This window comes from Paenibacillus odorifer (genome assembly GCF_000758725.1).
In the GTDB taxonomy this organism is placed as follows: domain Bacteria; phylum Bacillota; class Bacilli; order Paenibacillales; family Paenibacillaceae; genus Paenibacillus_AQ; species Paenibacillus_AQ odorifer.
The window spans coordinates 2,200,603-2,226,412 of sequence record NZ_CP009428.1; the positions used below are offsets into that span (position 1 = coordinate 2,200,603).

Genomic DNA, 25,810 nt, shown 5'->3' on the forward strand with positions numbered 1-25,810 from the left:
TGAGTACATGATTATAGGCTTAACCGGAGGAATCGCATCCGGAAAAAGCACAGTGTCTGCACTGCTTGTGAACAAGGGAGCGAGGCTGGTTGATGCCGATGTGATCGCCAGAGAAGTTATGCTTCCCGGGCATGAAGTGTTGGCTGCTGCTGCTAAGCAATTTGGAAAAGAGATCCTTTTTCCGGATGGAACACTGAATAGGGCCAAATTAGGTGAAATCGTCTTTCAAGATCCGGTGGCCCTGCAAACCTTGAACAATTTGACGCATCCTGCCATCCGGCAGGAAATCAAAAATCGTATGTACAGCATGGAGCAGGAAGAGCCGAAGCGGCTTATTATTGTGGATATTCCGCTTCTTTTTGAATCAGGGCTTGAATCCCTGTTCCATGAGATTGTAGTAGTCTACGTTCCCCGTGAAGTGCAAATTACTCGATTAATGGAACGTAACAGGCTCTCTTTAGAAGAAGCAGAAGCGCGATTGAATGCACAGATGGATATTGAACAGAAACGTAATAAAGCGGACTACATCATCGACAACAGTGGCGATCTTGCGTACACTGAGCAACAGGTTGCTGTTTTTTGGGACAGGCTGGGTTTATCATGAAATGGTTACGTAAAAAAAGAGTACTGCTTCTGCTATTTGTTGGTTTTACGGCAATATTGTTTCTGAGTACAAACTGGATGTCGTGGTTTTATCCCATCCATTTTAAAGACGAGATTCGCAAGCACAGCATCACTTATGAGATAGACCCGTTTCTTGTAACCGCGATTATTCGTGTAGAAACGAACTTTAAAACTGGACGAGAATCCAAAAAAGGCGCACTAGGGCTGATGCAGCTTATGCCGGATACCGCGAAGTGGGCGCTGGAAAAGGCCAAGCTTCCAAACGTATCTATGGAAGAACTCAAGCATGAGCCTTCGGCTAATATTGAACTGGGTACATGGTATCTTTCAACTTTATCCCGTCAGTTCGAAGGCAAACGTACAGCAATTATCGCAGCTTATAATGCTGGACCGGGAAAAGTTCAACGCTGGTTGGACGAAGGGATCTGGGATGGGACAGATGCAACCATTAAAGATATTCCCATTGGTGAAACCAGGCATTATGTACAGCGCGTTAATTATTACTATGATCAGTACACGGACATTTACAAAGAATTTTAATTTCTGCCGTGTTATGTATAAAAAGAAGTATTAAACGACTTGTAGGTCGTTTAATACTTCTTCAAAAAGCTTATGTTGGTCAGGTTATTTGTATTGACCTGCCAGTTGTTGTTCTGCCAGGGTTACAAGACGTTTAGTGATGTAACCACCGATCGAACCATTTTCATAAGAAGTTTTATTGCCTTGGTAACCATCTGGGGAAAGCGTGATTCCTAGTTCTTGGGCAACTTCGTATTTAAGTTGTTCCAAGGCACCGCGGGAATTTGGAGCTACAAGGTTATTGGAGTTGTTGCTTTGGCTCATTGCTGTTCACCTCCTCTGTTGGTAACTGTATTATGTGCCGGACTTGCCATTATCATTACAAGAAAAAAACGGTGATTTCTGGAAATAATAAAAAAGCCGTTCAAAAGCCGGATTTATAACATTCCGGGACCAATACCATTATGTAATAGGAAGTGATGAAGCTTATGAAATGCCCTTACTGCGATCACACAAATACTAAAGTGCTGGACTCGCGACCAGCGAATGAAAATAAGTCAATCCGTCGTAGGCGTGAATGTGAGCGTTGCAGCAAACGGTTCACTACTTTTGAAATGATTGAAGAGACGCCACTGATTGTAATTAAAAAAGACGGCAGCCGTGAGGAATTCAGTCGTGATAAAATACTCCGCGGTCTCATCCGTGCTTGTGAGAAACGGCCGGTTTCTGTGGAACGTCTAGAAAAGATCGTGTCCGAGGTTGAGAAATCTTTGCGCGGCATCGCCGTGGCTGAAGTGGAAAGCCAACAGATTGGTGAATTCGTAATGGAGCAGCTCTACCCAGTAGATGAAGTGGCTTACGTTCGTTTTGCGTCCGTATATCGCCAGTTCAAGGATATTAACATGTTCATGAAGGAACTCAAGGGGCTGCTGTCCAAGAGTACGGGAGAATTAGAGGGATTATAGGGTTTTGCCCAGTTAGGGCGTTACAGCCAGTCCTAGGGTCTGCTAGGAGTGCTTCTACTGGTTTGTTTCCTCTAAGTTCTCAGCGGGGAATTTGAGTGGAAAAATGAATTTTAAAAAAAGTGTTGACATAGAGGGCGATTTTTTATATTATATAGAAGTCGCCTACGACGCTTGAGTTTATCGGAACAACTCAATTACGACCAAACTAAAATTTAAAAATGTGTGATTACATACATCTGAAATTTCAGTTCGGGGCCATAGCTCAGCTGGGAGAGCGCATCGCTGGCAGCGATGAGGTCAGGGGTTCGATCCCCCTTGGCTCCACCAAACATCATATGGACTCTTAGCTCAGTTGGTAGAGCAGTAGACTCTTAATCTATTTGTCCAGGGTTCGAGCCCCTGAGAGTCCATCTTAAAGAAACGGCAGAAATGCCGTTTTTTTGCTGTTTGGGGAGTGAGTGACTTTTGATTTGGTTTTGATCGTGGTATAGTTTGGGTAGATAAAAGCGGCTTCGGAAGTTTAGTCAGGAAATAGACCGCATTCCTTTGCGAGAGGACGGTCTATTTCTTTTTGAGGTAGTTGAGCAGTGCAATAATGAACATGCCGAAGATGAACATCAGTGACAATTGTTGGCTCTAATTAAAGACAATCCATATCTAAAGAAACAGCAAGATGCTGTTTCTTTTTTTGTTTCCATTTATTAATTATCATTAAATCCATTAAACTCCTGAAGCATTTCGATAAATGTCTCAAGCTGTTGATTATCCCATTGGGCTATGCGCTCATAAAATATGAACTCCTTATCCTGTAACGCGTCAAAGGTTTTTTGCCGCCCAAGATCAGTGAGAGTAAGAAGTATAGCTCGACGATCGTTAGGGGAGTCTTCCCTTTTGATATAACCCAAATTCTCGAGTTGCTTGATGAGACGGCTGACTGAACTACGATCCATAGCCGTAGATTCTGCCAATACAGAGGCACTTGTTGGACCATAGGAGTACAGCCAACGAACTATATGGAAAGCAGCAGGTTGTACAGATGAATCGAAAGCGGCAGCAGTTCTGACATTTAGGGCATGCGAAGCGCTAATAAGGGCACTAATTTGTCCACCTAGCTTCAGTTCTAATTGTCCTCTCGACGTGTCTTTACGTTCAGTATTCATTGTTTTAACCACCTAACCTTGTATTTTAAAGTCATCAAACATCTATGTAGTTGACATATATCAATCATCGTCATATAGTTGATATATATCAATTATATGTTTTGGACAATACGCTGTCAAAATGAAATTGGCCCTTATGAATTCCTTATATAAAGGAGAATGTTGAAGATGACAAAGCCGATTATTGTAATTACTGGAGCTACAAGCGGTTTGGGACAACTCGTTGCACTTGAAATGGCTAAGCGAGGTGCCCATCTTGTTCTGACTGCAAGGAGTAATACGCGTTCGGAAGCAACTGAAAAAATGATAAAGGAGAGCGTACCAGCAGTCGAAATTAGTTTTTTTTACGGAGACTTATCCTCAATGAAGGATGTCACTAGGTTAGGACAAGAAATATCTAATGTTTTTCCGAAGATAGACGTGTTAATAAATAACGCAGGGCTTCATGGGTTTGAACAGCGGATAACTGCCGATGGATTCTCAGAAATGATGGCTGTGAACTATTTTGCACCATGGTTATTGACACATACCTTAGAGCATTCTTTGAGAGCAGCAGGAAGTGCAAAAATCATAAATGTTGCTTCAGAAGCTTCACGCCGGCATGGAGTGCTAAAGTTGCCAGAAGATTTGCTCAATACAGCTTCCTTTACTTACAGGGGATCATCTGAGATTTATGGGAAAACCAAACTGTTAAATATTATGTTTACCAGTGAGCTTGCACGTCGATGGGCGGGAACGGGAATTAGCGTTCATGCATTGAATCCGGGTTTTAACGTTACAGGTCTCGGGCGTGAACTTTGGTTTTCTTCGATGCTTAAGCACTTATTGAATTTCTTTCGTATTGGCGATCCTCGTAAAGGAGCTGAGATCATTATTCGTTTAATGACCGATCCTAAGTATCAAGAGAGCACCGGGGGATATTTTAACGTTGGGACAGGCAATCCCATTGTACCCGTACAACCGGGAGGAGATAAGGTAATGGAAAATAAATTATGGAACGATACGGGAGACATTTTGCAGCAGAAAGGTTTCGTTGGAAATTGATTTAATTAGTGAAACTGAGCTCCTGTCCGTTCGAATCACCCACTTATGATCCTGCGGACTGTATAGCTCTTGTTTTCTATATTCGGTGCAATTAGTCGGGTGATCGGACCGTAGCGCACTTATTTCCTCTCCAGTAGCAGTATTTTGCTTTGAAAAGACTAAATAAGTGCGTAGGAGTCCGATAGCTTGGGAAAACGCCCCATAATCAGAAAATAAGAGCACCTCGGTCCGTTGTATCTCAACCTTCCGCCAGGCCGACCTTTTATAGTACTACGAGCAGAAATAGACCGCATCTCTGGTGAGAGAGGGCGGTCTATTTTTCCATTACCGTTCCCGTTAGTTACGTATTCCTTGAAAAGCGTACCTCACCAACTGCTGCACATAAGCATCGTCTATGGGTTGGCCGGTCACCAGCAAGCGGTAGAATATCGGCCCGTAAATAAGATCGGTAATCACTTCAATATCGAGATTATCCTTCAATTCCCCGCGCTGAACACCCCGTTCCATAAGCAGCCGTGCCTCAAGCCGACGAGGCTGGAAATATCGGGTCCGATAAGCTTCCGCCAAGCCTGAATCCATCTGTCCTTCGCCAATGATCTCCGTAATGATTTTACCCTCTCGACTAATCAGGAACCGGGATAAGTTCGTTGCATGCATGAGAATATCATCAAATACTGAACCTGTGTCAGGTACTGGTAGTCTGTCCGCAGCGGAGGATAGGAATCCATCCATGACCACGGCAGCCTTGTTAGGCCACCATTTATATATCGTAGCTTTGCTGACCTTGGCACGATCCGCTATTTTTTCCACCGTAACTGCTCCAAAACCATTTTCCAATAACAAATCATAGGATGCGGTAAGAATAGACTTCTCCGTCTCAACATTACGCGGACGCCCTCGTTTACTCTCCATCTGAAATCACCCTTTCATTAATCTGTTTCCAATCAAAATATAAACTATACGTTCAGTATACTAAAAAAACCTAAAAAAATAAATGACTATCACCTATTTACAAAACGATACGTTCAGTATATTATTTAAACATGAATTAGTGAACTGAACGTACAGTATTTAAATTATTAAGATAATCTGAGGAGGATTCACATGCAAAAAGAACAAGCTTTGAAAGAGAACCACATTTCAAGTTGGATGATGTTTATGTTAGCAGCCGCATGCGGGCTTATCGTAGCCAATCTTTATTATGCTCAAACCCTTGTTGGACCTATCAGTGTCTCGACAGGACTTTCTTCTACAGCCGCAGGATTGATCGTCACTTTAACTCAAATCGGTTATGTTGTAGGTTTGTTATTTATCGTGCCGCTGAGTGACATTGTTGAGAATCGGCGCCTCACGGTAATCACGTTAATGGTTGCGGTGGGTGCATTGCTGGTTGCAGCTTTCGCAGCTAATGCGCCTTTGTTCCTGACAGCATCTTTGTTTATAGGAACCGGTTCTGTGGTAGCCCAAATCCTGGTGCCTTATGCCACCTATTTAGCGTCTGAAGAGCAGCGTGGCCGTGTGGTTGGTAATGTTATGAGTGGACTCTTGCTAGGCATTATGTTTGCCCGGCCAGTGGCAAGCTTTATCACCAGCATCTGGGGATGGCAAGCCGTGTTTATTTTTTCAGCGGTCGTCATCACGTTGTTAGCCATTCTGCTGTCGCGATTTCTTCCTGAACGTAAACCTGCACCTTCGGTAAGCTATGGTAAATTAATTGTCTCTTTAGGCACCCTTTTAAAACAAACGCCTATATTGCGCCGACGTGCCTTATATCAAGCTTGTTTATTTGGAGCTTTTAGTCTCTTTTGGACGGTGGTTCCGTTGCGGTTGGCGGATGATTTTGGAATGTCGCAGCAAGGTATCGCATGGTTTGCTTTAGTAGGTGTTGGTGGGGCTGTAGCCGCGCCGATTGCTGGAAGACTGGCAGATAAAGGTTGGAGCAAATGGTTAACCGGGCTGGCCATGATCATTGCCACCTTGTCTTTTTTACTAATTCATCTTTTCCATAGCCACTCAACTTTTGCTCTCATTCTGCTCTTTATTTCCGCGATTACATTGGATATGGCCGTATCCGGAAATCTTGTACTCGGACAGCGTGTGATTTATTCATTGGGTAGTGAAGCGAGGGGGCGTCTTAATGGGATCTTTATGGCGATTTTCTTCGTGGGTGGAGCCGTTGGATCATCTTTGGGTGGTTGGGCTTATGCCTATGGGGGATGGACCTTCGCCTCACTCATCGGAGTGATCCTGCCGCTATTGGCTTTGGTTTACTTTTTCACTGAAAAAAGATCAACTAAAGCTGTTGAATAAAGCCTTGCTTTAAGAGTGGGGGTTAGGTTTTACACGGCAGAATAGATCGCTACCTTTGGTTAGGGCGGTCTATTTCTTTTTGAGGTAATAACGCGCTTGATAAACGTTAGTTATGCTCCGCTAACTGCACCTCAAACCCGTCCGGGTCCAGGATATAAAAGAACCGCAGGTGGGGATTGGGGGCGATTGGTCCGCGCGCTACTGGGATACCTTGGCTTTTTAAACTCTCCATCGCTTCATCAAGTGACTCCACTTCGAAACCCACAGAAACGCCACATTCCGGTTTCAAAGCCGGGTCACTTCCCTGAATAAGCTCGATCTTGGGTTGCCCCTCCAGACCTAACATGACGATCTGTTTTCCACTGCTTTCAAATCTACGCTCAATGGGTAGCCCCAGTATCCGGTTATAAAAATGAAGGGAAGCCTCCAGATCGCGGACCCGAAGCGTAATCCAATTCATACTCAATTTCATGGTTTTATAGTCTCCTCTGATGAATATTCTATATCGTATATTATACGCTATCATCTTGCCCGGAAATAGGGAGAATGGGGAATCAAGAACGTTTAATGAGGATAAAAGCCCGCAAAATCAGCTGTGCAACCAGTGGTTGACAGTATGTAAGGGTAGATAGGTAGTCAATTACAGAACGTTATAATATGATGAGCATGAGGTGATGGCGAATGGACTTTGCAAATAAATTGCAAAGCTATAGGAAACAGAGAGGAATGTCCCAGGAGAACTTGGCGGAGGTGATTGGTGTTTCGCGGCAAGCCGTGTCTAAGTGGGAATCAGGTCAATCCTATCCCGAAATGGATAAGATGATTAGTTTAAGTGAATTATTTCACGTAAGTTTGGATCATCTGGTGAAGGATGCTTCAAGCGATACCAAAGCAGAGCATGTCGCAAGCCCCGTATATGTAGATCTGAATTCCTTGTTTCATTATGAGTACAAAAGTAAGAGAACATGCTTTGGAATTCCTCTGGTTCATATCCATATCGGACGGGGGCTATACGTTGCCAAAGGGGTTATTGCCATAGGTAATATTGCGATTGGTGCTGTATCTATTGGTATTGTTGCTTTGGGCGGATTATGTTTAGGTGCGCTTGCTTTAGGACTCATCAGTTTTGCAGGTCTGGCTCTAGGGCTTTTGTTAGCCGTTGGGGGCATTGCGGCGGGTACAATGGCCGTTGGTGGAATAGCATTGGGGATATTTGCTGTTGGAGGTTTAGCTGTAGGTATGTTCTCCTTGGGTGGTCTCTCTATCGCTTCCCATATTGCAATGGGTGGATATGCAAGCGGGCATATAGCTATAGGGGATACCGTAAAAGGTGCTTATACCTTTATTACTCAAGATAATAATTTCAACGACATCAAGGGGGAGGAGGTAAGAAAGTTAATTCAGCAAGAATATCCACATCTTTGGAAGCCCATTGTGCAGGGAATTATTTCAATCTTCAAATAGCTGATTAATTTGCGGAAATTTCTTAACGGTTGTTTCATATGGATATAATTTGGGTAATAAACGATTGGCGTTTGTCATATATGGATCCGGCAAAAATACTTGTTGCTCAGCAACAAGTATTTTGATTTTGTGTTGGATATTTGTGAAAATATAAAACCTGATATTAGATTTTTTGCTGAAAACCGAAATTTTTACAGAGGAGTATTTATTTGAAAAGCATTCATAAGCGCTTATTATTCTTGCTGCTTGTGTTTATAATTCTACCGTATTTTTTATCCGTGTTGTTGATCTATCGGCAGACGAAAGAGAATGTGGAACGACATGAACTTGAGAACAGCCAAGAGCAAATTCAGCAGGCGTCAGCCGATCTAGAGCAATATTTTGATGAAATCATTAATCTTCCATATATTTTATACCGAAATCCAGACTTATTCAGGGTGTTTGAAGAAGGGTTAGAAGAAGATTTTTATTTTAAGCAGCTTGAAATTAATAAGGGTATGACTAACTTCTATCTCATGAGGAGTGAAATTCGTCAGATCCGTTTATTCATAAACGAAGGGAAAAGCTCATTTACAGTTTATAATGCCATGTTAAGTTCCCGTAAAAGGAATCCGGATTTATTACAGCAAGCTTCCATTCAGAAGCTGATGAGCTCTAATAGCAATTATCTTATTGAAGCTCCGCATCTGATTGAGAACTATAACGATACCTCCATTATGCCTCCTTCGGATAAAACGATGGTCTTGACGGTTCATCACAAAATTGTGGATGTCCTAACGCAGGAATTTCTGGGCGTCATCACTATAGATATTGATTTGGACAAGATTGCTCATATCGCTAATCATTTTCTACAGAAAAATAAAGAGAGCGTGTGGCTTTCCGATGCGGAGGATCATGTCATTTACGCCAGTGATGAAACATGGATAGGCAAAACCGTTCCTGATGAACTGCAAAGGAAAATAAGTCCGGCACAGGCAGATACTAAATCTCCAGAAGGAGATATTGTGTTTACTAGAACATTGCAGGAACCGATAAAAGAGTGGCATTTTGCTAAGGTAACCCCGAGCTCTTTTTTATTTGAAGATGTAAGGAAAACCGCCTATACAAACATCATTGTAGGTGTGGTTGTAGGTGGACTGGGCTTGATAATGATAACAATCATTTCATATGGATTTACACGGCCGATAAAATTGCTTAGTCAAAAAGTCCAGCGCATCGAGGGGAGGAATATGAATGCCCCATTCGACGATATGCGGGAGGACGAAATCGGTATTCTAGAAAGACATATCAAGGAGATGATGAATCGGATCAACCGTCACATTGACCGGGAGTATAAGCTTGAGATAGAGAACAGGAAAAATCAGCATAGGGCGCTAAAGTCGCAGATCAATCCGCACTTTTTATTTAATTCTTTACAATCCATTGCAGCTGTTGCCCTACTCTCTGAATCTCCAAAAGTATATCAACTGATTACCTCTTTATCCAAAATGATGCGGTACTCGATTCGTGTGGATCAGAAGGCGACGGTTCAAAGCGAAGTGGATTATGTACAGGCTTATTTGAATCTTCAAGCGGAACGTTTTCAGACTGATTTTAGCTATTCCATTGATATACCTAAAGATATTTTTGATATTCCGGTTCCTAGTATGATCCTGCAGCCGCTCGTTGAGAACTTTTTTAAGCACTGTTATGACGAGGGCTATGAACAAGCTTACATCCATATTTATGGTGAAATACAAGGTGAATATTTGAATCTAGTCGTAGAAAATAACGGAAACAGCGTGACGGATGATGAACTTGAGGCATTAAAAAATAATCTCTACACACCGGTTAAAGAAGGCAATCCTTCTTTTGCACATATCGGGTTAAAAAACATTCATGATCGCTTGGTTCTTCATTTCGATCACACAGCGGGAATCAAACTAGATTCGATGCAGGGACAAGGGTTCACTGTACGGCTAGTAATTCCACTCTACCTAAAGGAGAAGTAACGTTTATGAAAGCTCTTATTGTAGATGATGAGTCTAATGTTAGAAAAATCATCCGTTTTTTGGGACGGTGGGAACAATACGGGATTACCGAAGTGCTGGAAGCCAGAAATGGTCTCGAGGCTAAGGCGTTGATTGAGCAGAAATCTCCAGAGATCATAATGACAGATGTCAAAATGCCCAAAAATAGCGGGATGGAGTTAATCGAGTGGTTGGCTGCTAAAGACTATCCGGGAAAAGTGATTATGATTTCTGGGTTTGACGATTATTGTTTCATGCGTAAAGCGTTTAAGCTGGGATGCTTTGATTATTTGATGAAGCCAATTGAAGAGAAAATGCTGAATGAAACTTTAGAAGGGGCGTTGAGAGCCTGGGAACAAGAAGAGGGAGACCGTCGCAATATGGAGTCCGGATTTTATGAAGAGGTAAAAATGTTTCGCTTAAACAGGGAGATTACTGCTGCTTGTAACGGTGAAGCTTTTGATGAAGGCGAAATTGCCTCGGCTCTCCCACAGGCAGACATATACGACTTTACTATGATGTATTTTTACCAATCTCACTATTCGGAGCCATACGTTCAGCTTTTGACCGAAGAACTGGCTACACGGGAGTGGGGAAATGCATTTACGCTTCAAAATGATCCTAATGTCTGTGTGATTCTGTCCCTTCATGGACAGTTTTTCCCGATAGAGGAATGGATTACCCAGCATTTTGATATACCTGTTCGTTTGGTTAGCGGCCCTTCCCTCCAATCGCTCGCAGAGATATCGTTATCTTTTCAATCTGCACAAAGGTCTATGGCTGAACAAAATTTTAGAGCAATCCATCGTTTGGCGGATTTAGATGATGTTAGGCGTATGAATGATATTGTCGCATTTGTTGATGAGCATTATATGGAAGAGTTAAGTTTGGACAAATTATCCACCCGTTTTTTTCTGAGCCGAGAACATATCTCGCGGAGATTTAAGCAAGAAGTAGGGATGACTCTTACTAACTACGTCATTCATTTACGAATAAATCAAGCGAAACAGTGGTTACTGGAATCGGATGAAAAGATGTACTCGATTGCCTTAAAGCTAGGGTATCAAGATGAGATTTATTTCTCTAAGCTGTTCAAAAAAAACGTCGGTATGACGCCTGCTGAATATCGTAATTCACAGGGAGCAAGAGAAATAGACGCGGAAGTCAGGATAGCCAATACATAAGTTCATTGTTGAATGCATCTGGGGGAATTATGAAAATAAAAAGGGTTCAAATGATTATCGTGGGGTTGATTACGCTAACGCTTTCTTCATGTGGTGCGCATACACGTCCACTGAAGGAAGCGGATTTGAAGGTACCGGATAAGACAGTCACTTTGGAGGTACTGAATCCTAAAGTGGAAATTTCTATAGAATTCGAGCAGATGGTTAAGGAATATGAAAAGGAAAACCCGAATATTAACGTGGAAATTCTAACCTTTGGCGGAGGAGCTAACTACCTTGATGAGCTAAAGGCGAGGTTTGCGGCCAATGTTGGTCCGGATATTTTTCCAAATGGCGGTTATGAAGAAGCGAGGGCATGGAGTAGATATCTTGAAGATTTATCGGATCAACCCTGGGTGGAACAGGCTTATGACGAGGCGCTAGAACCGATGAAGATGGACGGGAAAATATACGGGATGCCGATCAATTTTGAAGGCTACGGTTTTATTTATAATAAGGATTTATTCGCAAAGGCTGGGGTTGATCCTCTCCCAACAACGTTTACGGAATTAAAAGAGGCGGCGAAAAAGCTGAAGGCTATAGGTGTGACTCCTTTTTCTGTTGGTTATTCAGATCATTGGTTTTTTGTACTCCTGTTGAATATTGCTATTGCCCAACAGGAGGAGCCGGATGCTTTTATTCAAGGGTTAAACAACGGAACACAATCTTTTCGAGAGAATAAGGAAGTTAAAGATGTCATTCGGATGCTGGATTTGACCGTACAATATGGTAACGAAAATTTTTTGACAACAGATTATAATTCGGAAGTTGAGTTATTTGCAACAGGGAGAACGGCGATTCTTAAACAAGGGAATTGGGTTCAGTCTAAAATTGATCAAATATCGCCGAATATGAATATCGGTTTTTTACCCATGCCTATTAATGATGGTGCCGAAAACAATGCGTTGCCAGTAGGGATATCTAATAATTGGGCTGTTAATAAAGAATCTTCGCCAGAAAAGAAAAAGGAAGCCAAAAAGTTTTTGAACTGGATGGTTTCCTCGGAAACAGGGAAAAAGTTCATGAAGGATCGCTTTCATTTTATTTCAGCTTTTAAAAATATAGAGACGGACCGTTCGGGAGCGCTAGTAAAAGATCTTATGCGATACGTCGATGAACAGAAAACTTTATCTTGGAATTGGTTCAAATTCCCTTCCAGAGCAAGAGAGGAGTTTGGCTATCTTATGCAAGCATATGTAGGAGAGCAAATCAATCGGGATCAATTGCTTCAGGAGCTTCAAAAATCGTGGGATACCTATGTGAAGCAATAAAACCAAATCAATATAGCCCTGTAAATGCATCAATTCACGACATACTCATAACGTCTACTCTTCATTAGAATTTAAAAGGGGAACAGCACAAAGGAAGATCGAAACCCAAATTTAAAGTATAAGAGGAGTTAGATGATGAATTTCAAGAAAATGATTAAACAAACAACAATCCTAACCTTTACAGCTGCTTTAATGTTAGGTGGAGCTACTCAAACCTTTGCGAAAGGAAATAACAAGCCGAACAAGCCGGAGTACAATGACTACGGTTTCTCTCATATCACTCGCGCTGACATGTTGAAATTACCCAAACAACAAAATAGTAATCAATTCCAAGTCCCAAAATTTGATGCTTCAACGATTAAGAACATTCCTGCAGCCGTTAAGTTCGATGAGAATGGAAACAAAATTGAAATGGATGTTTGGGATACTTGGCCGCTGCAAAATGCAGATGGAACTGTAGCAAGTTATAAGGGGTATCAAATTGTTTTTGGTCTGGCGGGCGACCCTAATAATGGATCAGACACATTTATTTATTTGTTCTATAAGAAAGAAGGAGACAACTCTATCAGCAGCTGGAAGAATGCCGGCCGGGTGTTTAAGGATAGTGACAAACTTGTACCTGATGATTATGTTTTAAACAATCAAGCCGAAGAATGGTCCGGTTCAGCAACCATGACATCTGATGGCAAAGTTCGCTTGTTCTACACCAATCGTCATCCTTGGGATCCAGATCGCGGATTTTACGGGAAACAAACTTTAACTACAGCTCAAATTAATGTCTCTGCCCCGGATGGGGATACCCTTAAGATTGATGGCGTAGAAGATATGAAATCCATCTATGACGGTAATCAAGGTGAAATTTATCAAAGTCTTGATATCACCGGTTTCAGCAAAGGCGATTACGACGATAATCATACCTTAAGAGATCCTCACTATGTGGAGGATAAAGGCCACAAGTATCTTGTGTTTGAAGCAAATACAGGGACAACTACGGGTTACCAGGGTGAAGAATCTCTCTTTAACAAAGCTTATTATGGTAATAGCAATGCCTTCTTCCAAGCGGAGAAAAAGAAATTACTAAGCAGTGCTGACAAAACATCTGCGGAAACCGCGAATGGTGCGCTCGGTATCATTGAATTAAATAATGATTATACATTCAAAAAAGAAATGAAGCCGCTACTTGCCTCCAATACCGTGACAGATGAAATTGAACGTGCGAACATATTTAAATTGAATGGCAAGTGGTATCTGTTCACAAGCTCAAGAGGTTCTAAAATGTTCATTGATGGCATTGATGATGAAGACATCTACATGCTCGGGTACGTATCTAATTCTTTAAACGGACCGTATAAACCATTAAATGGTACAGGACTTGTCCTCCATCAAGATCTTAATCCTTATGATATTACCTGGACTTATGCTCACTTTGCGATTCCGCAAGTGAAAGGGAATAATGTAGTCATCACAAGTTACATGACGAATAGAGGTTACTTTGGGGATCATCATTCCACTTTTGCCCCAAGCTTTGTGCTGAATATTAAAGGCTCCAAGACTTCAGTTGTACCGAACAGCATTTTGGAACAAGGGCAATTGACACTTAAAGGTAACAAACCGTATTAATTATTTACAAAGTAAATGCCAATGTAGTTGGCGTTTACTTTTCTTTTTATAAGCTAAGATTAGCAATGTGAAAAAAGCGAGGTATATTTTGAATAAGAAAAAAATGATAGGAATCACTATATTAATCCTTTGTTTAATTTGTATTGTGACAATAGTATTAGTAACTTATGGCGCTGGAGAGAAGAATAAGCCGGGGACCGACGTTCCTGATCATAAACCTACCACTCGGGCTAGCTATCATTTCACTGTACCTGAGCATTGGAAAAACGATCCGCAAAAACCCATTTATTTTGATGGTAAATATCATTACTATTATCTCTATAATGCTGATTACCCGGATGGAAATGGTACAGAATGGAGACATGCCACATCAACGGATTTGGTGAGCTGGACAGATGAAGGCGTTGCGATTCCAAAATATACAACACCCAATGGTGATCCCTGGTCAGGATCTGTTGTTGTTGACGATAGCAATACAGCAGGTTTTGGCGAAGGGGCAATTGTGGCGATTTTAACACAGCCCTCTGCAGAGGCGGGGAAGCAAGAACAATATTTATGGTTCAGTACGGATCGTGGGCTGACGTTTAAATCTTATAGTGATGATCCTATTTTGCCAAATCCGGGCACAGAAGATTTCAGAGATCCGAAGATAATATGGGATCAACATTCTCATAAATGGGTGATGACACTAGCCGAAGGTACGAAAGTAGGCTTTTACGAGTCTGACAATTTAAAGGATTGGCACTACACAAGCGGCTTCGAAACAGAAAATATCGGAATTGTGGAGTGTCCTGACTTCTATATGATGCGGGCGAATGATGGCACTTATAAATGGGTTCTTGGGGTCAGTGCAAATGGTAAGTCGATAGGTAAACCCAACACGTATGCCTACTGGACTGGAGATTTTAATGGGAATGAATTTATCACGGATTATCATGAACCACAGTGGCTAGATTATGGATTTGATTGGTATGGCGCTGTAACGTTTGAAGAGGGAAAGGATAAGGATCAATACAATCATCGATATGCTTTGGCCTGGATGAATAATTGGGATTACCCTCATGTTACCCCCAATCTTAACGAAGGTTTTAACGGAATGGATTCAATCGTGCGTCAAATAAAATTAACACGAGATGAAGAGCAATCGTATCAGTTAGTATCACAGCCCATCGAAGCATTAGATCAAATGGTAACTTCAACGGATTCCTTGCAAAAAATAAAAGTGAACGGCTCGTCAACACTTGATATCACAGGTGAAAATTACCAGCTCGATGCAGATCTATCTTGGTCAGAGATTACCAATGTAGGCTTAAGACTTCGTGAATCAGCAGATAAGACGCGCCATGTGGATGTAGGAGTGTTTGTTGAAGGACAATATTCTTATGTTAACAGAGCCTTTACTGGACAACCTGATAAGAGTGACAGATATCTTGAAAGCAAGGCCCCCTTTGATGTGAACAAGAAAAAAGTGCATCTGAAGATCCTTGTGGATAGAACAAGTATTGAAGTTTTTATAGATGATGGTGAAATTGTATTTTCTAATGAAATTTTCCCGGAAATAAATGATCAAGGCATTACCTTGTTTTCTGAAGGTGGCACCGCGATTTTTAATAATGTTGTAATTAAGCATTTTGGCAAAGATTAGAATGATTAGTCAGAATTTTTCTAATTCTTGCGCAATAAGAGGGCACTCCAACCTAATTTGGGTGATGCTATAGATGTTAATGCTTTTGGTGATCTATTTTTGCATTGACATACCAAGCTGTTAACACTATGATATGAATGAAAAAATAATTATTCATTCACGGAGAGGCGAAAAGTGGAAGACAAAAAAACAAAGATATACGAATGCGCGAAAGAGCTATTTAGCAATAAAGGCTTTAAAGATACTAATGTTTCTGGCATTACCAAAATGGCTGGAATAGCTGTAGGAAGTTTTTACAACTATTATCCCTCTAAGGAAAAGCTTTTTATGGATATTTTTTTAGAGGAAAATGAAAAGCTCAAAAAAAGCTGTATGCAATCGCTCGATATGAGCCAAAGCCCACTGGCAGTAATACGGCAGATGATGGCGCTTAATTTGGAAGGTATGATAGCCAACCCCATTCTTAAGGAATGGTATAACAAAAGTGTTTTCGCAAAAATCGAACAGTTGTACCGGGAAGAAACCAACATTCAGGTAAACGACTTCTTGTATGATAGCTTCCATGAAATCATTAAGCAGTGGCAAGCCGATGGTAAAATGCGCAGCGATATGGATAGTAAAATGATTATGATGATTTTCGCCGCTATGATTAATGTGGAAACCCACAAGGAAGAAATCGGGCTGGAGCACTTTCCACAACTTCTGGACAATATGCTGGAACTAATCATGAAGGGTTTGACAGACTGCCCCTAATACACTTATGGTGCAGTTTTTTTTTCTTGTAAAATGAATGAATAATTAAATATTCATTCGAAATTGAAATCCAAAGGAAGGAGGCAAGCAGGTGAGTAAGAGAAGAGGAAAAAAGCGAAAATTCAATAAATGGATTATTGTTCTCAGCATTCTATGCGTGATTACAGTCATAGGTTGGATAGGTGGTATTCTCTTGACTGCTCCGGGAAGGCATGAGGTTCAGCAGCTTACTATCAACGTCATAGATATACAGAATCTGCGGGAGGGTACCTATGTGGGGGAATACATTGGCATCAAAGATCATTCCAGAGATACCAAGGTGAGGGCAATAATATCTGCTGAACGGCTGACAGATATAAAAATACTCAAAGGTGCCTTGGACAAAACAGGGAACCCTGCTGAACTGAAGGATGGTCTAGGCATTGGTGATTTGTTTAGTCATGTGATTGAATCGCAGTCTCTTCAGGTGGACGTTATCAGCGGGGCAACGCTTACCTCTAAAATACATCTTAAGGCACTCGAAAATGCCCTACAGCAGGCGGAGACGAAATAATTCATTTTAAGGAGAATTTATATGAACATTGCAGTCATTTCGTATTCATTCACAGGTAATAATGAAGCATTAGCAAGGAGTGTGGCGAATGCGTTGTCGGCTGAACATATCCGAATCTCGGAAGCCAAACCCCGAACACACGGTAGGATTACCTTCGATATGATTTTTGACAGGATACCGTTGGTTCAACCGAAGCCTGAGCAAATAGGAAAATATGATATTATCCTATTTTTTGGACCGGTTTGGATGGGGAAAGTGGCCACACCGCTCCGTGCCTATTTAAAGGATTTGAAGAAAAATCCGCAAAAGTATGGTTACCTTTCAATCAGTGGCGGAGCTGACGGTCCAAATCCGAAGGTGCCAGGGGAGCTCAGAAAAAGAACTGGAGCAGATCCTGTTGTATTCATCGAGCAGCATATCGCAGATCTGATATCGGCAGATCACAAACCTGCACGTAAAGATACCTCAGCTTATAAGTTAAATGAGGGGGATATTAATCAATTAACTGGTAAAATAGTGAAGAAAGTAAGGGATATGATCTAGCTATTGAGCTCCAGCGAGACGAACAGAGAAACGGCAAAGCTGCCGTTTTTTTGTTTTCTCTGCAATCTGGTAGAAATTGTTCTATTATAAAGTGTTCGTTCAATTCGCTAGATGGTATGATAGGTATGGGAGGGAATTATAAAATGAACAATGAGACGACTAATGAAAATGAAATAACAAATGAGAATGAGGAAGTAAATGATAATACAGAAATGTCTGAAGAGGATATGGCACAGCTGCTAAAGGCTGTTCACCATAACGGCCTTGTAGCATTGAGAGTACACTTTAAAGATGTTGAAGGACAAGTATTGAACATGGAAGCCTACGGCCCTGTGTTTGTTTTTCACGTGAAAACTGAATTAGATCAGGTGTATTCCTGCGGATTTTTTCTGCGCGAGTTAATTGCAAGATTCCAGTCGGGTAAGGATCCGGCAGCATGGATGGCCTCATTCTTCGTTGAGCTGATGAAGATTGAGGGAGGCAAAACACTTCCAAAACCACCAGCAAGTGAAGAAGAAGCAAAAGGGATCATTGACAATGTGTTAGTTCCGCTTTGTATTGAGGAAATTACCCAAGAATTTGCTCCAGAAAAAGTGCATGTCGGGCTAGCTTGGAACGAGAAATTGGGACCAGTCTTCGAGGCTGGATTTCCAGCGATCACCGATGGGAATAACGTATGTGCATTCCCGCTTCATCTGTTGCTGACCCATTTGCAATTGAACCGGGATCCATCTGAGCTGCTTGTTCAGGGTATGTATAACATCCGCAGAGAACATGGATTGGAGTAAAACAGGCTCTGAGCCCTGACCATCCATAACCCAAAGAAACGGCAGAAATGCCGTTTCTTTTTCTTTTGACATTCAAAGAGTAGATCCTTGCTCAATGAATTCATTCATATCTACTATAGGCTGAGAACCTGCTGCTTGAAGGTTTCGTTCACTTCATCTTCGGACTGTATAGCGCTTATCTTTGCTTTTTAGCTCTATTTACCGAACTCGCGGACCGTATAGCCCTTATTGTCTGTTTATTGCCTATAAAAGTAGGAGGATTAGCTAAATAGTTGCATCTCAGTCCGTTAACAGAAGAATTCTCTTGAAAATGAACCAATAACGTCTCCTTGGTCCGATAGGACTTGGTGTAGCTGGATTATATAAAGAAACTGTAAATACTTTTCAGATATTTTAGGATAAAATTTCATTTACTGAATACGTTTGCGGACGAAGCTATATGCACAGCACCACTATACTTTTTTAGAAAAATAAACGAAGGCGTGGTAACAAGATGAAATATCTAGTTTCAATACTACTAATTGCTGCAGTGATAGCATCTGGTTGTTCCAATACCACTCCAATCCCTCATCCAACTTCTAATCAGGAAACTTCTCCTTCTCCTAATCCTAATCCAAATACAAATTTGAATGCTGATACTGATTCTCCAGATAACCGCAGAGAAGATACTGTGTTCCTCAACAAAAATATAGGTTGGAAAGCAGTCTATCATTTTCAAGGGATGTCACGCGAAGATATGGAGCTTTATGCAACTAGTGATGGGGGAGAGACTTGGAAGGAGATTGGGGATAGCTTACAAGCAGGAAGTACTCTTCCTAGCGGGGTGAAATCGGGACTTACTTTTGTTAATGAAAAAGAAGGCTGGATTACAACGAATGCTCCATGGGAGGGAAAGGTTGGTTTATATAAAACAATGGATGGTGGAGTTACCTGGAGTGAACAGACAGTCACAGTGCCGGGTGAGTTAGTAAACTCGCAAATCTATGCTTATCCTCCCCTCTTTCTTACGAAGGATCAAGGAATCTTAATTACTCGGCTCGTTGAAAAAGAACATACATTGTTATTTATAACGATAGACGGAGGACAACATTGGAAATCATTCCTTGACGATCATATGGATCAGTATGTTGGTATAGCATGGACGCTCTCTGAGAGTATGGCGACGGTGAAATACGCAGAGAAAACCTGGACATTAAGCATGCAGAACTATGGAAAATGGTCCCTTTAATCGAAATGTTGGCATATTGCGTTTAGAAAAGACGTACACATCAAATGAAGCGAGGCGTTAACCTGACTCCGGCTGTTATAGCTGTTTATGGGATAACGTTTTGTTTTATCCAATATTCGAAACCGGTTTCAAATGTGCGAGCGCGCCGCGCAATGAAATCAGTAGGAGGAAAAGACGATGTTACGAAAAGGAAAAATGTTAAGTCTATTTCTGCTGTTCACCCTCTTAATTGCTTGGGTACCTACAGGGAGTTCAAGCGCGGCATCAAGCTGGAATCTGGCATGGAGCGATGAATTTGATGGGAATTCTCTGAACACTAATAATTGGTCGGCGGAAATAGGTACGGGTAGCGGAGGTTGGGGAAACAATGAGCTTCAGTATTATACCAGTCGCCCGCAGAACCTGCAGGTAACAGGTGGGAATTTAGTGATTACTGCACAAAAGGAGTCGTACGGGGGGATGAATTATACCTCTGCACGGATCAAAACACAGGGACTCAAAAGCTTCACCTACGGAAAAATCGAAGCTAGAATCAAATTGCCTTCAGGACAGGGACTCTGGCCAGCATTTTGGATGCTTGGGGCGAATATTGATTCAGTGGGTTGGCCGAAATCTGGGGAAACGGACATTATGGAGCGTGTAAACAATAATGCTTTTGTTAATGGGACGGTACATTGGGATGCCAATGGGCATGCCGAGTACGGTCAGGTGTCTGGTAACCTCGATTTCTCACAGTACCATGTGTACAGCGTGGAATGGGATGCGAATTATATAAGATGGTTTGTAGACGGCAACCCATTTAATGCTTTTTATATTGAGAACGGAACCGGAAATACGGAGGAGTTCCAGAAACCTTTCTTCATCCTGCTAAACCTTGCCGTGGGTGGAAATTGGCCGGGAAGTCCAAATGCTTCAACTGCTTTCCCAGCTCAAATGCTGGTTGATTACGTACGTGTGTATCAGGCTGCGCCTACCTCAAGCATTGTTAGTGGTGGGATTTACACTTTAGCTGACAAGGCTAGTGGTAAGGTTCTGGACGTAGTGGATGTATCCACAGCAAGCGGGGCGAAAATGCAGCAATGGACCAATTACACTGCCAATAATCAGAAATTTAAAGTGGAGAGTACAGGCGACGGTTATTACAAGCTTACGGCAGTGCATAGTGGAAAAGTGTTGGATGTGCCGAACTCATCGACCGCGAGCGGTGTACAGCTGCAGCAGTGGGATGACAATGGTACCAACGCTCAGCGATGGAGCATTATTGATGTCGGAGGGGGCTATTATAAGCTTATTTCAAAAGTGAGCGGATTAGCCATGGATGTATCCGGAGCATCAACAGCCGATGGCGCAGCTGTCCAGCAGTGGACAGATAACGGGAGTGATGCTCAGAAATGGTTTTTTACGAAAGTGAACTAAAGAATGCCGCCCCATATCAAATGGGGCTTTTTCTAATCGGTCTAATCGGTCTAATTTGTTTTAAATCGGATAAAAAAATAGGGGTTAAGTTCAACTGAACAATTTTTATTTTCTGCTTGTTTCTTTTTCGGGTGAGGTGTGGTTTTAAAGGGCTGCTTTTCCGTTTTCTTCGTCTGATTTTGGCTCTAGTGATTCTCCAAGGGGTTAGCTTTAGGAATTGCTGATATAGGGATGAACCCGCGGAATCTTTATTCCAGCATTTATCATCTCCGGCAAAATGGATGATTTTGTTAGTGAAATCATGGTCCGGAATGTTTGTGTTGAACGAATTAAAACGGATATCAAGGGGGAGGTAATTCCCACCAAAAACCGCATTCAGAACATCCTGATCTGGCATGGTGACATCAGGAAAGGTACGTAGGAAGGTTAGCATTTCTTCGTACCAGTTGGTATTCTGGCGGATATTATGCAAAGAAAATAAAATCACTCCGGAATTAAAATAAAGCTCAGGATTTAATCCCTTAGCGCTCACAATATGAGCAACCTCTCTAATCCCTTGGTCCCAAATTGCGGCCAAATACTTGTCATCCAGTTCAACCTGCCATAATTCAGTTATGTCCATATTCACTAATACATCGCAGTCCAGATAGATGATTTTGTCCACGGGTATTAGTGCAGGAAGAAGCAATCGATACATACATGCCTGCGTCCATACATTAATGGAGTTAACATTGGCTAACACCTGAGTTAGATCATCGGGCATAGTGATTGAATAAAAGCTAAGGGTATGATTATGTTTTGTAGTTAATGCGCTAAGCCTGCGCTTATTAGTTTCACTTAAAGAAACATCATGTAAAATATGAATATGAATTGGGGAACTCGTATGATGAAAAATTGACGCTAGAACGACTCCGGCATGTTCAGCATATTTCCCATCCTTATCTTGAAAAGCCAAGGCGATATCGATCATTTGATTTATCCTCTCTTCACGTTTGTGTACGAATGTACCACAGTATACGTTCGCCTTGATCAGAGGACAGAGACATTAAACCCAGAATATTCACCCAATTTGATGTGAGCACCAAAAAAACCAAGTGCTGAATCTCAGCAACTTGGTCGGCTAAGGACTTCAATCTTTATTTTCGCAGCTTAATTCGATCTACGTGATGATTGTTGTCCTTATGCATTATAAGATCCGCACGATTTCGGGTGGGCAGAATATTTTGCTGCAAATTAACGTAGTTTATTTCTTTCCAGATCCGCTTTGAGATTTCAATAGATTCCTCTAGAGACAGCTGTGCATATTTTTTGAAATAAGATTGTTCATCTTGGAAGGCAGTATCTCTGAGCTTAATAAACCGATCAATGTACCATGTCTCGATATCGTTCACATCAGCATCCACATAAATAGAAAAATCAAAGAAATCAGATACAAAATAGTTAGGCATATTATGATTATTTGTAATCGCAGTCTGAAGAACATTTAAGCCCTCAACAATTAGAATATCCGGATTCTCAATCGTAATATATTCATCTGGCACAATATCATAAGTTAAGTGAGAGTATACAGGGCTTTGGACCCGCGGCACCCCAGACTTCACATCCGTTAAAAAAGAAATTAAACTACGCGTGTCGTAGCTTTCAGGAAAGCCCTTTTTCGTCATTATACCGCGCTTTTCCAGCTCTGCGTTGGGATGTAGAAACCCATCAGTCGTAACTAAATCCACCTTTGGATGGGAAGGTAATTGTGAGAGAAGTTTTTGTAGGAGTCTGGCCGTAGTGCTTTTGCCAACAGCGACACTTCCCGCGATGCCTATGATAAATGGACCTTTTTTTACATCATTGTTCAGAAAGTGATTTATAGATTCATTAAATTTATGAGCAGATAGAAGTTGCAGATTTAGCAGATTGGACAGAGGAAGATAGACCTCGTTAACATCCTCGCTGGAGATTTTTTCATTAATACTTTGGACTTCCATAAGTTCTTCTTCTGATAATTGGATAGCGGTGAAATCGCTTAGTTTTTTCCAATCCTCACGTAAATAAAGTGTATATGCTGAATTATTCACCATTAAATTTTCCACATCCCTGAAGTTTTTAGAGATTTCTTATGCACTTAGGTATTATAACCGTTCATACAGCTTCATTCCATTCATTGTAATCGACATTATTATGGACATTAAGGAGATTGCATTTCAGTAAATGGGAAAATCAATTAAAATATAGAATATTAGGAAGAATGGGGTGGAGCAATGGAAGTTTTTCGAAAAGTTGAATTATTGAAGGATTACACACGCACGGAAACGTTCCAAGAAGAGTCAGAGGGAAGGAAAATAGTTATAAGTATTTATTATCCGGATACAGAGGGTGTATTAAATAAAAACGCATCTGCAATGAAGTATATGGAGCTTTTCGGGCCCTGTGAACAACAGGCGAGAGAGCTTCTACAAGATATTGGCATGAATATGGAAATCATAAATACATTATCTACCTCAATCAGCGATCGAACCTTTCAAAGCAAATCCAAACGCTCCTATCCAGTCATCATCTATTCACCTGCATTAGGTTTAGATAGAGATATGTATATTTATAATATAGAAGCGTTGGCCAAGCAAGGTTTCATAGTGGTAACGGTCAGTGCTGCGTACGAAGCTATGTTTACTGTTTGCCCTAGTGGTGGATTTATTAATCAATCCGAAGCCATGAGGCAAATAAAAGCTACGGATTATACCGATTTACATAACTTAATCTCCATTCGAAAAAAAGATATTCAATACGTTCTGGATCACCTGTCCACGCTTAATTCTATGGATAAAGATGTGAAGGGCTTATTTGATATGAATAAGATTGGTATTATCGGCCATTCCATCGGTGGTGCTACTGCATTAGATTTAACTATGGAAGACGATAGAATTAAAGCTGCTATTTTATTAGATGCAAGCATGCACTTATATATTGAGAATGAAGAGAAGAACAATACTGTGCCGCTTCTTGTATTAAGGCAAAAGGCCTCGACCTTAGAATCCTTAAGTAATATATTACAGGAGAAACTGGCAAATGATTTCATCAAAGGACAAGAGGCGCTTTTTCAGAATTGGAACGGATATAAATCTTTTCTAAAAATACGAAATGCTACACATATGTCATTTAGCGATCTGCCCCTTTTTGAGGAAGGAGAGACTTTAAAACAAAGAACCTGTGAAATTCATACTTGCTTAAATGAGCTTATAAGTAAGTTCCTTTTGGAACATCTTTTAGATCAGGGGCAAGGTTATTCGGCATTAATTAGTAGTGTTCATAAAGATTTTTGTGAGATCCATGGTAGTGGAGAAGAAATTCTGTAAATTAGCAATAAACTCTCCTTTGTTTATACCGATAAACATATATAAGGGAGGGAATTATGAATGCATTCTGCTCAGTCTAATGAGAAAATATGTAATCATATTGAAAAATACATAGGTGTTATTGATAATGTTTTTAAAGAAATTATTTCAGGTGTTCTGTCGATAGATATTCTAATTCTTGATCCGACGCCTGAGCGGAACTTCTATACTTTAATTACTTCTGGAATGAGCGAATTACCGATGACGGTGCCAGAAGGTGCAGAAGAATATCAATATGCTGAAATAATGATTTGTCTCCCTCCTACCTGGAAGCTGTCGGATGAGGCGTTTAAGGATGAACGGAATTATTGGCCGATTCGGGCCCTGAAAACAATGGCTAGGTTTCCGCATGAATATAATACATGGCTTTATATGGGGCATACGCTTGTGAACGGTAATCCCGCCCAGCCTTATAGTGAGGATACAGGATTTCAAGGGATGTTCGTTTGGGTTCCAGATGTAAAAGATAAAGCCGGTTTCTTTAATTTAGAAATGACCCGTGAGAAAGTGGTGCACTTTTATACGTTAATTCCGCTCTATGGGGAGGAGTTAGATTATAAAATCAAGCATAGCGAGGAAGAGTTACTACACAAGTTAAATAAGATTGGGGTTACGGATGTCTTGGATCCTTCCCGTAAAAATAGTTGTAAGAAGTTATGGGGACTCTTTTAAATACAAGAAAAAACGGCTGAGAGCCGTTTTTTTATTTTTTGATTCCAAAAGCAATCCAGCGACCATCTACATCTTCGATCACAAATTCTTTGTTATTATAATCGGTGTTTGATAAAGAACGAACAATATGAACACCGGCGGCTTCGAACTCCTTCTCCAACTCTTCTTGCTGCTTCGTAATAAAATAGGCATCGTATCCATAACCGTACAACTCTCGATTGGGAATGACCTTTTGTCCATGGGATTGCATAAGGATAATCTCTGTATCGTCGCGATACAAACAAAGATGTGGTTCTTGTGTATCTAAATAGGGCACAGCTTTAAAACCTAAGTACTGGCTGTAGAAGGCAGCAGTTTGCTCAATATTCAAGGTAGGGAAAATACTATGCGATTGTAAGAGCTTTTTGTCCACGAGTGAGGTCATCCTTTCAAAGAAAAATAGATATCCATATATTACCTCAAGGTAGAAGTTTCAACAATACATGGAGTTTCCATTAAGCAGAAGATTATTCACGGTTGACACCATCGCTCTTCTATAATAATATACATGCATGAGCATGCATTTATAAAAATATATAAGATGAACTTAGAAACTCATGTTCACTGGTAGCATTGATCAT

27 protein-coding genes and 2 tRNA genes are annotated in these 25,810 nt (G+C 41.1%); 21 read left to right on the forward strand and 8 right to left on the reverse strand.

What is annotated here, in order from left to right; all coding sequences use genetic code 11:
• The first annotated feature begins 7 nt into the window (after nucleotides 1-7).
• Together coaE and PODO_RS09265 are read left to right on the forward strand one after the other, a co-directional pair.
• The gene (gene coaE / locus PODO_RS09260; protein ID WP_038569693.1) at nucleotides 8-604 is read left to right on the forward strand and encodes a dephospho-CoA kinase; all 597 of its coding nucleotides are present in this window, start codon (nucleotides 8-10) and stop codon (nucleotides 602-604) included.
• Nucleotides 601-1,164, forward strand: coding sequence for a lytic transglycosylase domain-containing protein (locus tag PODO_RS09265; protein WP_036678971.1), 564 nt, complete (start codon nucleotides 601-603; stop codon nucleotides 1,162-1,164). Before coaE ends, PODO_RS09265 begins: the two co-directional genes overlap by 4 nt.
• Before the next feature lie 84 nt (nucleotides 1,165-1,248).
• Here PODO_RS09265 and PODO_RS09270 read toward each other — a convergent pair whose 3' ends face one another.
• Nucleotides 1,249-1,467, reverse strand: a complete 219-nt coding sequence (locus tag PODO_RS09270) for an alpha/beta-type small acid-soluble spore protein (protein WP_036678974.1) — start codon at nucleotides 1,465-1,467, stop codon at nucleotides 1,249-1,251.
• 164 nt (nucleotides 1,468-1,631) lie between these two features.
• Here PODO_RS09270 and nrdR point away from each other — a divergent pair, with 164 nt between their 5' ends.
• From nrdR to PODO_RS09285, 3 genes are all read left to right on the forward strand, one after another.
• Nucleotides 1,632-2,108, forward strand: coding sequence for a transcriptional regulator NrdR (gene nrdR / locus PODO_RS09275; RefSeq protein ID WP_036678976.1), 477 nt, complete (start codon nucleotides 1,632-1,634; stop codon nucleotides 2,106-2,108).
• A 251-nt stretch (nucleotides 2,109-2,359) separates the two neighbouring features.
• Nucleotides 2,360-2,435 (forward strand) — tRNA-Ala (locus PODO_RS09280).
• Nucleotides 2,436-2,445: 10 nt separating this feature from the next.
• Nucleotides 2,446-2,518, forward strand: a tRNA-Lys gene (locus tag PODO_RS09285).
• Between the two features lie 151 nt (nucleotides 2,519-2,669).
• Here the strand turns inward: PODO_RS09285 and PODO_RS32295 are convergent.
• The gene (locus tag PODO_RS32295) at nucleotides 2,670-2,735 is read right to left on the reverse strand and encodes a putative holin-like toxin (protein WP_368665214.1); all 66 of its coding nucleotides are present in this window, start codon (nucleotides 2,733-2,735) and stop codon (nucleotides 2,670-2,672) included.
• Between the two features lie 74 nt (nucleotides 2,736-2,809).
• Nucleotides 2,810-3,268 carry a MarR family winged helix-turn-helix transcriptional regulator gene (locus tag PODO_RS09290; RefSeq protein ID WP_038569696.1) on the reverse strand — a complete coding sequence of 153 codons (459 nt, stop codon included), beginning with the start codon at nucleotides 3,266-3,268 and terminating at the stop codon, nucleotides 2,810-2,812.
• 168 nt (nucleotides 3,269-3,436) lie between these two features.
• Between PODO_RS09290 and PODO_RS09295 the strand changes: the two genes are divergently transcribed.
• Entirely contained in the window at nucleotides 3,437-4,312 is an 876-nt protein-coding gene (locus PODO_RS09295) for an SDR family NAD(P)-dependent oxidoreductase (protein ID WP_038569697.1), read from the forward strand.
• A gap of 336 nt (nucleotides 4,313-4,648) precedes the next feature.
• Here PODO_RS09295 and PODO_RS09300 read toward each other — a convergent pair whose 3' ends face one another.
• Complete coding sequence (locus PODO_RS09300; protein ID WP_038569699.1) at nucleotides 4,649-5,224, reverse strand: TetR/AcrR family transcriptional regulator; 576 nt, start codon at nucleotides 5,222-5,224, stop codon at nucleotides 4,649-4,651.
• 192 nt (nucleotides 5,225-5,416) lie between these two features.
• Between PODO_RS09300 and PODO_RS09305 the strand changes: the two genes are divergently transcribed.
• Entirely contained in the window at nucleotides 5,417-6,622 is a 1,206-nt protein-coding gene (locus PODO_RS09305) for an MFS transporter (RefSeq protein WP_038569701.1), read from the forward strand.
• A 106-nt stretch (nucleotides 6,623-6,728) separates the two neighbouring features.
• On the opposite strand, the gene PODO_RS09310 is transcribed toward PODO_RS09305, so the two are convergent.
• The gene (locus PODO_RS09310; protein WP_051491055.1) at nucleotides 6,729-7,094 is read right to left on the reverse strand and encodes a VOC family protein; all 366 of its coding nucleotides are present in this window, start codon (nucleotides 7,092-7,094) and stop codon (nucleotides 6,729-6,731) included.
• 209 nt (nucleotides 7,095-7,303) lie between these two features.
• On the opposite strand from PODO_RS09310, the gene PODO_RS09315 reads away from it, so the two are divergent.
• The 12 genes from PODO_RS09315 to PODO_RS09370 all read left to right on the forward strand — a co-directional run bounded on the left by PODO_RS09315 (nucleotide 7,304) and on the right by PODO_RS09370 (nucleotide 21,135).
• Complete coding sequence (locus PODO_RS09315; protein WP_038569704.1) at nucleotides 7,304-8,086, forward strand: helix-turn-helix domain-containing protein; 783 nt, start codon at nucleotides 7,304-7,306, stop codon at nucleotides 8,084-8,086.
• Nucleotides 8,087-8,334: 248 nt separating this feature from the next.
• Nucleotides 8,335-10,077, forward strand: coding sequence for a cache domain-containing sensor histidine kinase (locus PODO_RS09320; protein ID WP_244886452.1), 1,743 nt, complete (start codon nucleotides 8,335-8,337; stop codon nucleotides 10,075-10,077).
• Between the two features lie 5 nt (nucleotides 10,078-10,082).
• Nucleotides 10,083-11,279: a response regulator transcription factor gene (locus tag PODO_RS09325; protein WP_038569708.1), complete on the forward strand. Its 1,197-nt coding sequence runs from the start codon at nucleotides 10,083-10,085 to the stop codon at nucleotides 11,277-11,279.
• Between the two features lie 29 nt (nucleotides 11,280-11,308).
• Entirely contained in the window at nucleotides 11,309-12,589 is a 1,281-nt protein-coding gene (locus PODO_RS09330) for an ABC transporter substrate-binding protein (protein ID WP_052096917.1), read from the forward strand.
• Between the two features lie 135 nt (nucleotides 12,590-12,724).
• Entirely contained in the window at nucleotides 12,725-14,209 is a 1,485-nt protein-coding gene (locus PODO_RS09335; protein ID WP_036679414.1) for a glycoside hydrolase family 68 protein, read from the forward strand.
• A gap of 103 nt (nucleotides 14,210-14,312) precedes the next feature.
• Nucleotides 14,313-15,854 (forward strand): glycoside hydrolase family 32 protein, encoded by a 1,542-nt coding sequence (locus PODO_RS09340; protein ID WP_038574312.1) that lies wholly within the window; start codon nucleotides 14,313-14,315, stop codon nucleotides 15,852-15,854.
• A gap of 174 nt (nucleotides 15,855-16,028) precedes the next feature.
• Nucleotides 16,029-16,607: a TetR/AcrR family transcriptional regulator gene (locus PODO_RS09345; RefSeq protein ID WP_038569710.1), complete on the forward strand. Its 579-nt coding sequence runs from the start codon at nucleotides 16,029-16,031 to the stop codon at nucleotides 16,605-16,607.
• Nucleotides 16,608-16,698: 91 nt separating this feature from the next.
• Nucleotides 16,699-17,160 (forward strand): FMN-binding protein, encoded by a 462-nt coding sequence (locus tag PODO_RS09350; protein ID WP_036679218.1) that lies wholly within the window; start codon nucleotides 16,699-16,701, stop codon nucleotides 17,158-17,160.
• A 21-nt stretch (nucleotides 17,161-17,181) separates the two neighbouring features.
• A complete protein-coding gene (locus PODO_RS09355; protein WP_052096919.1) occupies nucleotides 17,182-17,703 on the forward strand; it encodes a flavodoxin family protein in 522 nt (173 codons plus the stop codon).
• Between the two features lie 143 nt (nucleotides 17,704-17,846).
• Entirely contained in the window at nucleotides 17,847-18,491 is a 645-nt protein-coding gene (locus PODO_RS09360) for a hypothetical protein (protein ID WP_036679224.1), read from the forward strand.
• Between the two features lie 493 nt (nucleotides 18,492-18,984).
• Nucleotides 18,985-19,719 (forward strand): WD40/YVTN/BNR-like repeat-containing protein, encoded by a 735-nt coding sequence (locus tag PODO_RS09365; RefSeq protein ID WP_036679227.1) that lies wholly within the window; start codon nucleotides 18,985-18,987, stop codon nucleotides 19,717-19,719.
• 177 nt (nucleotides 19,720-19,896) lie between these two features.
• Entirely contained in the window at nucleotides 19,897-21,135 is a 1,239-nt protein-coding gene (locus PODO_RS09370; RefSeq protein WP_036679228.1) for an RICIN domain-containing protein, read from the forward strand.
• Between the two features lie 16 nt (nucleotides 21,136-21,151).
• Here the strand turns inward: PODO_RS09370 and PODO_RS29960 are convergent, their stop codons facing one another.
• Entirely contained in the window at nucleotides 21,152-22,105 is a 954-nt protein-coding gene (locus PODO_RS29960; protein ID WP_052096920.1) for a glycosyltransferase family 8 protein, read from the reverse strand.
• A 166-nt stretch (nucleotides 22,106-22,271) separates the two neighbouring features.
• Nucleotides 22,272-23,207 carry a type I pantothenate kinase gene (gene coaA, locus PODO_RS09380; protein ID WP_036679230.1) on the reverse strand — a complete coding sequence of 312 codons (936 nt, stop codon included), beginning with the start codon at nucleotides 23,205-23,207 and terminating at the stop codon, nucleotides 22,272-22,274.
• A gap of 180 nt (nucleotides 23,208-23,387) precedes the next feature.
• On the opposite strand from coaA, the gene PODO_RS09385 reads away from it, so the two are divergent.
• Both PODO_RS09385 and PODO_RS09390 read left to right on the forward strand, forming a co-directional pair.
• Nucleotides 23,388-24,479, forward strand: a complete 1,092-nt coding sequence (locus PODO_RS09385; RefSeq protein ID WP_038569715.1) for an alpha/beta hydrolase family protein — start codon at nucleotides 23,388-23,390, stop codon at nucleotides 24,477-24,479.
• A 60-nt stretch (nucleotides 24,480-24,539) separates the two neighbouring features.
• Nucleotides 24,540-25,190 (forward strand): suppressor of fused domain protein, encoded by a 651-nt coding sequence (locus PODO_RS09390; RefSeq protein WP_038569717.1) that lies wholly within the window; start codon nucleotides 24,540-24,542, stop codon nucleotides 25,188-25,190.
• 31 nt (nucleotides 25,191-25,221) lie between these two features.
• Here PODO_RS09390 and PODO_RS09395 read toward each other — a convergent pair whose 3' ends face one another.
• Complete coding sequence (locus PODO_RS09395; RefSeq protein ID WP_038569719.1) at nucleotides 25,222-25,602, reverse strand: VOC family protein; 381 nt, start codon at nucleotides 25,600-25,602, stop codon at nucleotides 25,222-25,224.
• Nucleotides 25,603-25,810 lie beyond the last annotated feature (208 nt).

Excerpts from the sequence above, each read along its gene's own strand:
- coaA (WP_036679230.1), bottom strand. The coding sequence starts at position 23,207 with ATGGTGAATAATTCAGCATATACACTTTATTTACGTGAGGATTGGAAA.
- PODO_RS09340 (WP_038574312.1), top strand. The coding sequence starts at position 14,313 with ATGATAGGAATCACTATATTAATCCTTTGTTTAATTTGTATTGTGACA.
- PODO_RS09330 (WP_052096917.1), top strand. The coding sequence starts at position 11,309 with ATGAAAATAAAAAGGGTTCAAATGATTATCGTGGGGTTGATTACGCTA.
- PODO_RS09370 (WP_036679228.1), top strand. The coding sequence starts at position 19,897 with ATGTTACGAAAAGGAAAAATGTTAAGTCTATTTCTGCTGTTCACCCTC.
- PODO_RS09335 (WP_036679414.1), top strand. The coding sequence starts at position 12,725 with ATGAATTTCAAGAAAATGATTAAACAAACAACAATCCTAACCTTTACA.
- PODO_RS09270 (WP_036678974.1), bottom strand. The coding sequence starts at position 1,467 with ATGAGCCAAAGCAACAACTCCAATAACCTTGTAGCTCCAAATTCCCGC.
- coaE (WP_038569693.1), top strand. The coding sequence starts at position 8 with ATGATTATAGGCTTAACCGGAGGAATCGCATCCGGAAAAAGCACAGTG.
- PODO_RS29960 (WP_052096920.1), bottom strand. The coding sequence starts at position 22,105 with ATGATCGATATCGCCTTGGCTTTTCAAGATAAGGATGGGAAATATGCT.
- PODO_RS09325 (WP_038569708.1), top strand. The coding sequence starts at position 10,083 with ATGAAAGCTCTTATTGTAGATGATGAGTCTAATGTTAGAAAAATCATC.
- PODO_RS09365 (WP_036679227.1), top strand. The coding sequence starts at position 18,985 with ATGAAATATCTAGTTTCAATACTACTAATTGCTGCAGTGATAGCATCT.
- PODO_RS09300 (WP_038569699.1), bottom strand. The coding sequence starts at position 5,224 with ATGGAGAGTAAACGAGGGCGTCCGCGTAATGTTGAGACGGAGAAGTCT.
- PODO_RS09290 (WP_038569696.1), bottom strand. The coding sequence starts at position 3,268 with ATGAATACTGAACGTAAAGACACGTCGAGAGGACAATTAGAACTGAAG.
- PODO_RS09310 (WP_051491055.1), bottom strand. The coding sequence starts at position 7,094 with ATGAAATTGAGTATGAATTGGATTACGCTTCGGGTCCGCGATCTGGAG.
- PODO_RS09315 (WP_038569704.1), top strand. The coding sequence starts at position 7,304 with ATGGACTTTGCAAATAAATTGCAAAGCTATAGGAAACAGAGAGGAATG.
- PODO_RS09305 (WP_038569701.1), top strand. The coding sequence starts at position 5,417 with ATGCAAAAAGAACAAGCTTTGAAAGAGAACCACATTTCAAGTTGGATG.
- PODO_RS09360 (WP_036679224.1), top strand. The coding sequence starts at position 17,847 with ATGAACAATGAGACGACTAATGAAAATGAAATAACAAATGAGAATGAG.
- PODO_RS09385 (WP_038569715.1), top strand. The coding sequence starts at position 23,388 with ATGGAAGTTTTTCGAAAAGTTGAATTATTGAAGGATTACACACGCACG.
- PODO_RS09390 (WP_038569717.1), top strand. The coding sequence starts at position 24,540 with ATGCATTCTGCTCAGTCTAATGAGAAAATATGTAATCATATTGAAAAA.
- PODO_RS09295 (WP_038569697.1), top strand. The coding sequence starts at position 3,437 with ATGACAAAGCCGATTATTGTAATTACTGGAGCTACAAGCGGTTTGGGA.
- nrdR (WP_036678976.1), top strand. The coding sequence starts at position 1,632 with ATGAAATGCCCTTACTGCGATCACACAAATACTAAAGTGCTGGACTCG.
- PODO_RS09265 (WP_036678971.1), top strand. The coding sequence starts at position 601 with ATGAAATGGTTACGTAAAAAAAGAGTACTGCTTCTGCTATTTGTTGGT.
- PODO_RS09355 (WP_052096919.1), top strand. The coding sequence starts at position 17,182 with ATGAACATTGCAGTCATTTCGTATTCATTCACAGGTAATAATGAAGCA.